This window comes from Streptomyces sp. NPDC048600, assembly GCF_055587025.1.
The window spans coordinates 52,370-63,890 of record NZ_JBVJGZ010000017.1; the positions used below are offsets into that span (position 1 = coordinate 52,370).

Genomic DNA, 11,521 nt, shown 5'->3' on the forward strand with positions numbered 1-11,521 from the left:
CCACCCAAGGGACGCGAGGAACTACGCCCCCCTTCAGGGGCGCGAGGAACTGCGCAATCTTCTAGGGGCGCGGGGAACTGCGCAGTCTTTAAGGGGCGCGGGGAACTGCGCGAACACCCCCACAAACCCGCACCCGCCCACAGCCGGCCGACCCCACGACGCACAGCCACCCCCCACTCACCTAAGCAAGCGCTTGGAAAAGAGGCCCTCATCACACACCGATTCCGATGACCGACAGCCTACGTACCGGTAATTTCGCCCGGGAAGCCCTACCGACGTCGTCTGGAGCCGTGATGCCCGAAGCCGTGATCGTCTCTGCCGCCCGCTCCCCCATCGGCCGCGCCTTCAAGGGCTCCCTCAAGGACCTGCGCCCGGACGACCTCACCGCCACGATCATCCAGGCCGCCCTCGCCAAGGTCCCCGAGCTGGACCCGCGCGACATCGACGACCTGATGCTCGGCTGCGGTCTGCCCGGCGGCGAGCAGGGCAACAACCTGGGCCGGATCGTCGCGGTGCAGATGGGCATGGACCACCTGCCGGGCTGCACGATCACCCGCTACTGCTCCTCCTCGCTCCAGACCTCCCGCATGGCGCTGCACGCCATCAAGGCCGGCGAGGGCGACGTCTTCATCTCGGCCGGTGTCGAGGTGGTCTCCAGCTTCGTCAGGGGCAACTCCGACAGCCTGCCCGATACGCACAACCCGTTCTTCGCCGAGGCCGAGGCCCGCACCGAGGCCGTCGCCGCGTCGACCGGTTCCACCTGGCACGACCCGCGCGAGGACGGCCTCGTGCCGGACGCCTACATCGCGATGGGCCAGACCGCGGAGAACCTCGCCCGCCTCAAGGGCATCACCCGCGCGGAACTGGACGAGTTCGGCGTCCGCTCGCAGAACCTCGCCGAGGAAGCCATCAAGAAGGGCTTCTGGGAGCGCGAGATCACCCCGGTGACCACCCCCGACGGCACGGTCGTCTCCCAGGACGACGGCCCCCGCGCGGGCGTCACCCTGGAGGGCGTCTCCGGACTGAAGCCCGTCTTCCGCCCCGACGGCCTGGTCACCGCTGGCAACTGCTGCCCGCTGAACGACGGCGCCGCCGCCCTGGTGATCATGTCCGACACCAAGGCCCGCGAGCTCGGCCTGACCCCGCTCGCCCGCATCGTCTCCACCGGCGTCTCCGGCCTGTCCCCGGAGATCATGGGCCTCGGCCCGGTCGAGGCCTCCAAGCAGGCCCTCACCCGCGCCGGCCTGACGGTCGACGACATCGACCTGGTCGAGATCAACGAGGCGTTCGCCGCCCAGGTGATCCCCTCCTACCGCGACCTCGGCATCGACCTCGACAAGGTCAACGTCAACGGTGGCGCCATCGCCGTCGGCCACCCCTTCGGCATGACCGGCGCCCGCATCACCGGCACGCTGATCAACTCCCTCCAGTTCCACGACAAGCAGTTCGGTCTGGAGACCATGTGCGTCGGCGGCGGCCAGGGCATGGCGATGGTCATCGAGCGCCTGAGCTGACCGACTTGGGGTGACCGCGAAGGCACCCAGCGTCACGCGGCGGCCCGGACTCCGAGAACCCCTCGGACTCCGGGCCGTTTTGTGATCCAATCTCCCTCAGGATGTGACCTTTCTCCCTCCAGAACGGGATACCCGCAGCTCAGCGCCGTTTCGCACCAGACCCCGGGCTCAAAGACCTGTCCGTTTCGTGACGTTACGCACTGACAGCTGGTTAGTCCGCCCTTCAAGCTGTTGTAGGAAGTCGGGGGTCGACTTTGAACCGGGAGTACGTCAGTGAGCGCCATGCCGATCGCCTTGCTGGTCACCACGGCCGCCACCGGCGCCGTGGGCGTCGCCGTCCTGCGCAGCCTCGCGGGGCTGCGTCGTCAGGTCGCCGCCCTGCGCACCGAGCTCGCTGAGGGCCGCGCCTCCGTGCGCGCCCTCGTGCCCGCCGCCCGTGGCAACGCCGACGCCGACGAGATACGCGCCGCCGTCGCCGAGGCGCTGGCCGAGGAGCGCGAGCGCGAGCTGGCCGAGGCCCGCGCCTTCTGGGCCGCGCAGGAGGCCCGTGACGCCTCCGACGCGCCCTCGCTGCTGGGACTGGCCGACAACGATCTGTTCCTGCCCCGTCAGTCGGACTTCGTGGGCATGGAGCCGCTGGAGCCGGTGACCGAGCCGGGCGTCGAGGCGGACGAGTTCGCCGGGGAGTCGCCGGAGCTGGCCGCGGCCCGCCGCCGCCACCCCTCCCACCCTGACTTCGTCCCGGTGGCCTCGCCCGTGGTCAACGACCACGAGCGCACCCTCACCACGCTGGAGGACCTCGCCGCCTCCGAGACCGAGCTGACCGACGTCCGGCCGGGGCCGCTCGGCACGCTCGACGTCTACGTCTTCGCCGACGGCACGACGCTGTGCATGACGCCGGGGCACAAGGAGACCGCGGAGCGGTTGGCGTCCGCCCTGGGTGCCGGGCAGAGGCCTCACCTTCTGGGGGGCTCGGGGATCTCCGGCGCGTACACACTCACGTTCGTGTGTGGCGAGGAGAACGTGTACGTCCTGGCCGACCGGGTCATAGCGTCCCTCTGAGGCGCGGTTGACCACGTGCGCCCTGTCGAGGGCGGTGCGTGTTCGGCCGCGGGCCGTCGTTGGCTGTTCGCGCAGTTCCCCGCGCCCCTGAGAGAGCCGGTCGTCGTGGGTCTGTCGCGCAGTTCCCCGCGCCCCTGAGAGAGCCGGTCGTCGTGGGTCTGTCGCGCAGTTCCCCGCGCCCCTGAGAGAGCCGGCCGTCGTGGGTCTGTCGCGCAGTTCCCCGCGCCTGAGAGGGGTGGGTGAGTGGGGTCAGACGCCGGCTCGGGTCTGGGCCTCCTCGATCAGGCGGACGGCTGAGGCGACCTCGCCGTCGGTGCGCAGGACCACCGCGAGATCACGCGCGGCCACCGTCACCTGGTCCGCGGCGGCGAACATCCCCGCGTCCGGCATCTCCCGGGGCTCCAGCCCCTCCAGCTCCTGCGCCCACCGGGCCAGGGACCTCGCCAACTGCAGAGCCTCCGCGGCACCGCTGCGTTGCAGCCTGCTCTGCGGTGCCGCCCTCAGCCGGTCGGCGAAGTGATCCACGGCTTGGATGAGCCCCGTTGTATCAGCCACCCCGCGAGACTACGCGCCGCGACAGGACAGTTGCCAATACGCGGGCGCACTGTTGCCAACACGCGAACGCTCAGGCACGGTGACCTGAAGGACCGGCTTACATCCCCTGCGTCCGGAGGCGCCGATGTCCCACGTCCTCTCCGAGGAGACCCACCGCAACATGCTCGCCCGCATCCCGCACTGCACCGGTCGTGAGGTCTCCGACTGGCTGCGCACCGTCGAAGAAGGCCCCTCCCTCTTCCGCTTCGAGGAGAAGGTCAGCTGGCTGCGCCACGAGTACAACCTCGCGTACGGCCACGCAAAGGCGATCGTCCACGAGTACGACCTGAGGAGGGCCGCGCGCAAACTGCTCTGAGCGCGCAGGACGGACAGGACCACACCGAGACGGCACGAAGACGCCAAAGGGCCCCGGGACGAACCCGGGGCCCTTTCACGTCAGGCGATCAGGTGCTCGGCGGCACCACTGATCAGTCGTCACCGCTGAAGATGGCGACCAGACGCAGCATCTCGACGTAGATCCACACCAGCGTCATGGTCAGGCCGAAGGCGGCCAGCCAGGACTCCTCGCGCGGCGCGCCGTAGGCGATGCCGTCCTCGATCTGCTTGAAGTCGAGCGTCAGGAAGAAGGCGCCGAGCACGATGGCGAGGATGCCGACGATCGCGCCGAGCGGGCCGAAGCTGCGCAGTCCGCCGTCCTCGGCGACACCGAAGACGACCAGCAGGAGGTTGACCGCCATGACCAGGATGAAGGCCATGGCGATCGCCATGCCGATGCGGGCGTAGCGCGCGGTGACGCGGACCCAGCCGGCCTTGTAGACGATGAGCGTCGCGGCCGAGACGGCCATGGTGCCGAGCACCGCCTGGAAGGGCGCGCCGGACCAGCGGCTGTTGAACATCTCGCTGATCACGCCGAGGAAGACACCCTCGAAGGCGGCGTACGCCAGGATCAGCGCGGGCGAGGCCTTGCGCTTGAAGGACTGCACCATCGCCAGCACGAACGCGATGAGCGCGGCGCCGATGGCGAGGCCGTAGCTGGTCGACGACACCGGCAGCAGGACCCACGCGAGGACGGCGCCGAGCGTGACGGTGCCGAGCGTGAGTCCGGTGCGCATGACGACGTCGTCCATCGTCATACGGCCGGTGGTGGCCGGGGCCTGCGGCGGGGTGCCGTACTGAAGGTCCTGCTGCGCGTAAGGGTTCTGCGCGTAGGGGTTGCCGCCCGCCGGCTGAGCGTACGGGTTGCCCTGCGTACCGACAGCCCCGGCCTGCGGCGCGGTGTTGAAGCCCGCGTAGCCGTTGTCGCGGCTGAACCCCCGTCGCGAGAAGACCGGGTTGCTGCTCCTCATTTCACTCCTCCATGGCCGCACTGCGCGGCCTTGGCTCAAGAGTAATGGAAAGGCAAAGGGAAGACCCTAGTGCTTGGGAAGGATCTTTCCCCTGCCATGCTGCGCAACACGCTACGCGGCCCGGTGATTCCCGCCACTGCCGGGGCGTGCTCATGACGAACCCGGTACACATCCGGAACCGGCCGGAGACCGTCTCCCCGGCCGCGGGGAGGAGCACCCGCGGCGGCCCGACGACCGCCCCCGCCGCGAGGACGGGACGCCTCCCGCCGTCAGGACGGGACACCTCTCCTCCGCGCCGGCGGGACGCCCCCGGCCCGGGAGTGGATCGCACCCCCGACCCCGGAGTGGGCGCCCCCGGCCCCGGAGTGTTCGAGGCGATAGAATGAAGGTTCGTTCACGGGGGCGGATCAACATCGGAGGTGCCCGGAACCGGACTCGAACCGGTACGCCCGCGAGGGGCAGCGAGGTTTAAGCTCGCCGTGTCTGCATTCCACCATCCGGGCAGGCCATTGGGCTCCGCTTCGAGGTTCGAGCCTATCGGGACGCGTCCCCCGAACAGCGGGCGTACGGCCCGATGTTGTCTTATTTTATTGATGTCTGAGGGAGCATCAGACCACGGTACGGGCCATCCGCACTTGCCAATAGCCTTGCGTGCGGCAGGGTGCCGTGCATGCGGAATGACGGAATTTCACCGTCTCGACCGGTGGGGCCCGTGAGGTCCGGACCGTCACTCCGTCGGGACCCCGTCAGAACCCCGTCGGGACTCCCTCCGGACTCCGTTCACCCTCCGGCCGTTCTCCACCGAACCTCGAGTGGATCTCGAGCCGGTTCCGCGACCGCCTCCACGGCGGCTCTCGAGTAGGGGTCGACCGTCATCCCCAGGTATGACGGCCGGACGCCCGGTGCGACCGCAGACTGCCCCGGGAACCGGAACAGCGGCTGACTACACGCGCTCCCCGCGCCGAGACGATGGACACGTCCCTCGACATCCCGTCCCGACAGGAGCGCCTCCCCGTGACCACGACCCCTCTCGCCGACCGCGCCACCGCGGTGGCCGCACGTGCCACGGAGCTGTCGAAGATCTACGGACAGGGCGAGACCCAGGTGGTCGCCCTGGACCAGGTCTCCGTCGAGTTCCACCAGGCCCAGTTCACCGCGATCATGGGCCCCTCCGGCTCCGGCAAGTCCACGCTGATGCACTGCGTGGCCGGCCTCGACAGCTTCTCCTCCGGCTCGGTGCGCGTCGGCGACACCGAACTGGGTTCCCTGAAGGACAAGCAGCTCACCAAACTGCGCCGGGACAAGATCGGCTTCATCTTCCAGGCGTTCAACCTGCTGCCCACGCTGACCGCCCTGGAGAACATCACGCTCCCCATGGACATCGCGGGCCGCAAGCCGGACAAGCAGTGGCTGGACACCGTCATCGAGATGGTCGGCCTGTCCGGACGGCTCGGCCACCGGCCCTCGCAGCTCTCCGGCGGCCAGCAGCAGCGGGTCGCGGTCGCCCGCGCGCTCGCCTCCCGGCCCGACATCGTCTTCGGCGACGAGCCCACCGGAAACCTCGACTCCCGCTCCGGCGCCGAGGTGCTCGGCTTCCTGCGCAACTCCGTGCGCGAGCTGGGCCAGACGGTCGTGATGGTCACCCACGACCCGGTCGCCGCCGGGTACGCCGACCGCGTCGTCTTCCTCGCCGACGGCCGCATCGTGGACGAGATGTACGACCCGAGCGCCGACACGGTCCTCGACTTCATGAAGCAGTTCGACGCGAAGGGCCGTACCTCCTGATGTTCCGCACCGCCCTGCGCAACGTCCTCGCGCACAAGGCCCGGCTCCTGATGACCGTGCTCGCCGTGATGCTCGGCGTCGCCTTCGTCTCCGGGACCCTCGTCTTCACCAACACCCTCTCCAACGCCCTCCAGAACAGCTCCGCCAAGGGGTACGACCAGGTCGACGTGGCCGTCGCGCCCGAGCACCGGGCGGCCTCCGGCGACCGGGTCGGCGAGACGCCCCGGCTGACGCAGGACCTGCTGCGGGCCAGTGCCGAGGTCCCCGGCGCCGCCTCCGCCACCGGTGTGGTCACCGGCTTCACCGCCATCGCCGACAAGGACGGCAAGCTCGTCGGCGGCGGCTTCCAGTCCCAGGGCAGCAACTACTGGGACGCCTCCGGCAGGCCCGACGCGCGCTACCCGCTGACCGAGGGCCGCGCCCCGCACGGCGCCGGCGAGGTGCTGCTCGACTCCCGCACGGCCGACCGCGCCGGCTACCGGGTCGGCGACACCGTACGGCTCTCCGTCGACGGGCCCGTGCTCACGCCGAAGGTCACCGGCGTCTTCACCACCGACGACGGCAACGTCGCCGCGGGCGGCAGCCTCGCCCTGTTCGACACGGCCACCGCCCAGCGGCTGTTCGGCAAGCCCGGCACCTACGACCAGATCGAGGTGAAGGCCGCCGCCGGCACCTCCCAGGCCGCGCTGAAGTCCGCCCTCGACAAGGCCCTGCCGAAGGACCTCGTGGAGACCACGACCGCGCGGCAGCTCGCCGACGAGCAGGCGGAGATGATCTCCGCCTCGATGAGCGGGCTGAAGCAGGGCCTGCTGGTCTTCGCCGGGATCGCCCTGTTCGTCGGCACGTTCATCATCGCCAACACCTTCACCATGCTGGTCGCCCAGCGCACCAAGGAACTGGCGCTGATGCGCGCGGTCGGCGCCTCGCGGCGGCAGGTCACGCGGTCGGTGCTGATCGAGGCGTTCGTGGTCGGCGCGGTCGCCGGCGTGACCGGACTGTTCGCGGGCGTCGGGATCGGCGCCGGGCTGCGCGCGCTGATGGGCACCCTCGGCGCGACCGTCCCCGACGGCCCGCTGGTCGTCTCCTCCGGCACGGTCGCCACCGCCCTCGCGGTCGGTGTCGTGATCACCATGCTGGCCGCGTGGCTGCCCGGCCGCCGGGCCGCGAAGATCCCGCCGGTGGCGGCGATGAGCAGCGTGCACGCCAAGGCGACCGCCAAGTCGCTGGTGCTGCGCAACATCCTCGGCGCGCTGTTCTCCGCGGCCGGTGTGGCGGTCGTACTGACCGCGACGACGATGGACGGCTCCGACGGCCAGGCGCCCATGGGTCTCGGCGCGGTGCTGCTGATCATCGGCGTGTTCATCCTGACGCCGCTGCTGTCGCGCCCGCTGATCGCGGCCGCCGCCCCGCTGCTGAGGGTGTTCGGTGTCTCCGGAAAGCTGGCCCGGCAGAACTCGGTGCGCAACCCGCGCCGTACGGCCGCCACGGCGTCGGCGCTGATGATCGGCCTGACCCTGATCACCGGCATGACCGTGATGGCGGGCAGCCTGCAGAAGTCGATCGACAAGATGGCCTCGTCCTCCCTGAAGGCCGACTACGTCGTCACCATGGCCAACGGCAACGACATGGCCCCCGACGTCGAGGAGCGGCTGAGGAAGGTCGAGGGCGTCAGCGCCACCAGCCCGATGCGCAACTCCCCCTCCCGGATCGACGGGGAGACGGAGTTCCTGACCGGCGTCACCGGCTCCGCCATCGGCTCGCTCACCGACCTCCCCATCGAAAGCGGCTCCTTCACGGTCGCCGGGGCGAAGGCGGTGGTGGACGACGAGACCGCGAAGTCGCACGGCTGGCGGGCCGGTTCGGCCTTCACCGTGGCCTACGAGGACGGCGCCCGGCAGCGGCTGACGGTGGCCGGCGTCTACCGGGGCAACGACATGATCAGCGGCATCCTGGTGGACAACGCCGCGCTCGCCCCGCACCAGGACGAGCCCCGTGACATGACGGTCATGGTGAAGACGTCCCAGGGCACCTCGGATGCCGTCAAGGACCGCCTGGAGAAGGCCCTCGGCGCCAACCCGGCGATCCTCGTCCAGGACAAGCAGGACATCTCCAACGAGATCGCGAAGATGTTCACGCTGATCCTCAACATGGTCTACGGCCTGCTGGCCATGGCCGTGATCGTCGCGGTCCTCGGCGTCATCAACACCCTGGCGATGTCCGTGTTCGAGCGCTCCCAGGAGATCGGCATGCTCCGCGCGATCGGCCTGGACCGCCGCGCCGTGAAGCGGATGGTCCGGCTGGAGTCGCTGGTGATCTCCCTGTTCGGCGGCGTGCTCGGCATCGGTCTGGGCGTGTTCTTCGGCTGGGCCGCGGGTGAGCTGCTGGGCACCCGGATGGCGACGTACGAACTGGTCCTGCCCTGGAGCCGGATGGGTCTGTTCCTTTTGCTGGCCGGGGTGGTCGGGGTGCTGGCCGCGCTGTGGCCGGCCCGCCGCGCGGCCCGTCTGAACATGCTGACGGCCATCAAGTCCGAGTAGCCGCGGCGGCCGTGAGGAAGGGGACCCGTTCCGTGGAGCGGGTCCCCTTCGGTGTGCGGAGGTCAGTGCCAGGTGCGGGGGCGCAGGGGCAGGCCGGAGTCGCCGGGGGCGGCGGTGCGTACCGCGAGCACCTGGTTGACACCGATGCGGTTGTGCTCGAAGGCGAGTGCGCAGGCGGCCATGTAGAGGTGCCAGACCCGGGCGCGGCCGGGCCCTGCCAGGCGCGCCGCCCGGTCCCGGCCGGCCTCCAGGTTGGTCACCCAGCGGCGCAGGGTGAGGGCGTAGTGCTCGCGCAGCGACTCCACGTCGCGGACCTCGAACCCGGCCCGTTCCAGCTGGGTGACGGTGACGCCGACGGGCTGGAGCTCGCCGTCGGGGAAGACGTAGGCGTCGATGAAGGCGTCGACGTGGTAGGCGGTCTCGTCGCCCTGCGGGCGGCGGGCGATCTGGTGGTTGAGCAGGCGTCCGCCGGGCTTGAGGAGGGCGTGCAGCTCCTGGGCGTACTCCAGGTACTGCTGGGCGCCGACGTGCTCGGCCATGCCGATGGAGGAGATCGCGTCGTAGGGTCCGTCGGCGACGTCCCGGTAGTCCTGCACCCGGATCTCGACGCGGTCGGTGAGGCCCTCGTCGGCGACGCGTTTTCGGGCGTAGGCGGCCTGTTCCTGGGACAGGGTGATCCCGACGACGCTCACACCGTGCTCCCGGGCGGCGTGGATCGCCATCGAGCCCCAGCCGCAGCCGACGTCGAGCAGCCGCTGACCGGGGCTCAGACCGAGCTTGCGGCTGACGAGTTCGAGCTTGTCGCGCTGCGCGTCCTCCAGGGTGGCCCCTTCTTCGGCGGCCCGCCAGTACGCGCAGGAGTACACCATCGAGGGGCCGAGGACGAGCTCGTAGAAGTCGTTGCCGACGTCGTAGTGGTGGCTGATGGCGCGGCGGTCGGTGCGGCGGGTGTGCAGATGGCCGGGGCGGCGCACCTCCTCGCGCGGCGGGGCGGGCGGCAGCCCGGGCCCGCCGAGCCGGAACAGCCCGGCGACGGCCGACCGTACGCCGGGGTCGCGCAGGGCCTCCAGGGCGCCGCGGGTGTTCTCCCCGCGCTCCCAGACGAGGCCGGCCACCAGGTCGAGGACGGCGTAGAAGTCGCCCTCGACCTCCAGGTCGCCGGCCACCCAGGCGCGGGCCAGGCCGAGTTCGCCGGGCTTCCACAGCAGCCGGCGCAGCGCGCGGCGGTTGCGGACCACCAGCACCGGCGTGTCCGGCGGGCCCGCCTGCGAACCGTCCCAGGCGCGGATACGGACCGGGAGGGGGACTCCCAGCACCTGTTCGAGAAGGCTCTGAAGCCGCGGCGCGGCGTCGGCCATGGCGCACACCTCCGATCGGGGCGTCCCCGGCTCGGCGGAGGGGTGAGGCGGGGAGCGCGGTCCCGGAATGTCTGACACCACGTAAACACCTGCGCCCCCGGCCCGCAGTCCCCCACGCGCGTCACATCCGGGCAAATCCTCCGCAGGGAGGCCCCTTCCGCTACTGCGGGAACGTCGCCGCCACGGGAAGCTCCCGCGCGCCGGTGCCCGAGACGCCCTGGGCGCCCGCCTTCAGCAGCACGCTCGTCGGGGCGTCGGCCGGCGCCACGAACAGGTCGGCGTCGCCGTCACGGTCGATGTCGCGCAGGCGCACGTGGAACCCGAACCGCTCGTAGGCGGTGAGGTTGCCCGGCACACCCGCGGTGGCCCGGCTGATCCACTGCGAGCCGACGCCGGTCAGGCCCTGCCGGCCGCCGCGCAGGATGTGCAGTCCGCCGGCCTGCCTGGCCGAGCCGATCTTCTCCTCGGGCACCGACACGGCGAGGTCCGGGTAGCCGTCGCGGTTGGTGTCGCCCGCGGAGAGGTCGTTGCCGAAGCCCTCGTGCGCCGCGGCGGCCGTGGCCACGCCTGCGGTGGACTGGCCGAGGCGGTACTTGGTGCCGGGGCCGGTGGCGGTGCCGCGGACGACGATCACCGAGCCCGCGCCGTTGGCGAAGGGAGTGTCGGAGACGGCGAGATCGCCGTAGCCGTTCTTGTCGAAGTCGGCGATGACGCCGGTCGGGTCGTAGTCGGGGAGCGTGCCGTTGATCGCGGTGACCTTGCCGCGCTTGATGGTGGAGCCGCCGGCGAGGAACCAGGCGTCCTGGGTCATCTTGTCGTTGCGGTAGCCCTGGCCGAGGACGTACAGGTCGGTGGCCTTGTCCTTGTTGACCCGTCCGGCGACGAGCCCGGTGGGCTCCAGGGTCACCCTGATGTCCGGGCGGTGCTTGGTGACGGGGCCGCTGGTGCCGGTGGTGGAGAAGCCGCCGCGGTAGACGGAGATGGTGTCGACGCCGTCCGCGACGGCCAGGTCGGGCTTGCCGTCGCCGTTGAAGTCGCCGGTCTCCAGCTCGTTGCCGAACCCGTAGTGGCTGACGGCGGTGGCCTTCAGGCGGGTGGCCTTCGTGCCGAGGCCGGAGCGCGCGCCCCACATGATGGTGACCGCGCCCGCGGCGACCTTGGTGCCGACCTTCTCGGAGCGGTCGGCGACGGCCGCCACGAGGGCGGCGCGGAGCGGGCGGGGGGCGGTGCGCGTGAGCATGTGTCTCCTGCTGGCTGGGCGGCCGCAGGATGATCGACTGCGGCGCAACACCAGGAAGACACCCGGCCGGGCGCGAGGGTTGTACGCTCTCGCCGCCCTGTGCCCCGGCATGCCGAAGGGCCTC

9 protein-coding genes and 1 tRNA gene are annotated in these 11,521 nt (G+C 70.9%); 5 read left to right on the forward strand and 5 right to left on the reverse strand.

The genetic code is table 11. The features are described 5' to 3' along the window. The first annotated feature begins 293 nt into the window (after positions 1–293). Positions 294–1,514: an acetyl-CoA C-acetyltransferase gene (locus tag ACZ6SQ_RS22865; RefSeq protein WP_469564947.1), complete on the forward strand. Its 1,221-nt coding sequence runs from the start codon at positions 294–296 to the stop codon at positions 1,512–1,514. Between the two features lie 282 nt (positions 1,515–1,796). After that, the gene (locus tag ACZ6SQ_RS22870; protein WP_469564950.1) at positions 1,797–2,576 is read left to right on the forward strand and encodes a hypothetical protein; all 780 of its coding nucleotides are present in this window, start codon (positions 1,797–1,799) and stop codon (positions 2,574–2,576) included. Positions 2,577–2,825: 249 nt separating this feature from the next. Here the strand turns inward: ACZ6SQ_RS22870 and ACZ6SQ_RS22875 are convergent, their stop codons facing one another. After that, positions 2,826–3,131, reverse strand: coding sequence for a hypothetical protein (locus ACZ6SQ_RS22875; protein WP_469564952.1), 306 nt, complete (start codon positions 3,129–3,131; stop codon positions 2,826–2,828). A 124-nt stretch (positions 3,132–3,255) separates the two neighbouring features. On the opposite strand from ACZ6SQ_RS22875, the gene ACZ6SQ_RS22880 reads away from it, so the two are divergent. Next, the gene (locus ACZ6SQ_RS22880) at positions 3,256–3,486 is read left to right on the forward strand and encodes a DUF4287 domain-containing protein (RefSeq protein ID WP_356690941.1); all 231 of its coding nucleotides are present in this window, start codon (positions 3,256–3,258) and stop codon (positions 3,484–3,486) included. A 112-nt stretch (positions 3,487–3,598) separates the two neighbouring features. Here ACZ6SQ_RS22880 and ACZ6SQ_RS22885 read toward each other — a convergent pair whose 3' ends face one another. Beyond that, a complete protein-coding gene (locus tag ACZ6SQ_RS22885) occupies positions 3,599–4,477 on the reverse strand; it encodes a Bax inhibitor-1/YccA family protein (RefSeq protein WP_469564954.1) in 879 nt (292 codons plus the stop codon). Positions 4,478–4,897: 420 nt separating this feature from the next. Further along, positions 4,898–4,980: transfer RNA gene (locus ACZ6SQ_RS22890), tRNA-Leu, on the reverse strand. Between the two features lie 511 nt (positions 4,981–5,491). On the opposite strand from ACZ6SQ_RS22890, the gene ACZ6SQ_RS22895 reads away from it, so the two are divergent. Further along, on the forward strand, positions 5,492–6,262 hold the full coding sequence (locus tag ACZ6SQ_RS22895; RefSeq protein ID WP_469564957.1) for an ABC transporter ATP-binding protein: 771 nt from the start codon (positions 5,492–5,494) through the stop codon (positions 6,260–6,262). Then, positions 6,262–8,799 carry an ABC transporter permease gene (locus tag ACZ6SQ_RS22900; RefSeq protein ID WP_469564959.1) on the forward strand — a complete coding sequence of 846 codons (2,538 nt, stop codon included), beginning with the start codon at positions 6,262–6,264 and terminating at the stop codon, positions 8,797–8,799. Before ACZ6SQ_RS22895 ends, ACZ6SQ_RS22900 begins: the two co-directional genes overlap by 1 nt. Before the next feature lie 62 nt (positions 8,800–8,861). Here ACZ6SQ_RS22900 and ACZ6SQ_RS22905 read toward each other — a convergent pair whose 3' ends face one another. Then, complete coding sequence (locus ACZ6SQ_RS22905) at positions 8,862–10,157, reverse strand: class I SAM-dependent methyltransferase (RefSeq protein ID WP_469564961.1); 1,296 nt, start codon at positions 10,155–10,157, stop codon at positions 8,862–8,864. 160 nt (positions 10,158–10,317) lie between these two features. After that, positions 10,318–11,397 carry an FG-GAP and VCBS repeat-containing protein gene (locus ACZ6SQ_RS22910; protein WP_469564963.1) on the reverse strand — a complete coding sequence of 360 codons (1,080 nt, stop codon included), beginning with the start codon at positions 11,395–11,397 and terminating at the stop codon, positions 10,318–10,320. Positions 11,398–11,521: the final 124 nt, after the last annotated feature.

Bases quoted from the DNA above. Each gene is read 5' to 3' on its own strand.
- ACZ6SQ_RS22910 (WP_469564963.1), bottom strand. From the start codon at position 11,397: ATGCTCACGCGCACCGCCCCCCGCCCGCTCCGCGCCGCCCTCGTGGCG.
- ACZ6SQ_RS22870 (WP_469564950.1), top strand. From the start codon at position 1,797: ATGCCGATCGCCTTGCTGGTCACCACGGCCGCCACCGGCGCCGTGGGC.
- ACZ6SQ_RS22905 (WP_469564961.1), bottom strand. From the start codon at position 10,157: ATGGCCGACGCCGCGCCGCGGCTTCAGAGCCTTCTCGAACAGGTGCTG.
- ACZ6SQ_RS22885 (WP_469564954.1), bottom strand. From the start codon at position 4,477: ATGAGGAGCAGCAACCCGGTCTTCTCGCGACGGGGGTTCAGCCGCGAC.
- ACZ6SQ_RS22865 (WP_469564947.1), top strand. From the start codon at position 294: ATGCCCGAAGCCGTGATCGTCTCTGCCGCCCGCTCCCCCATCGGCCGC.
- ACZ6SQ_RS22900 (WP_469564959.1), top strand. From the start codon at position 6,262: ATGTTCCGCACCGCCCTGCGCAACGTCCTCGCGCACAAGGCCCGGCTC.
- ACZ6SQ_RS22880 (WP_356690941.1), top strand. From the start codon at position 3,256: ATGTCCCACGTCCTCTCCGAGGAGACCCACCGCAACATGCTCGCCCGC.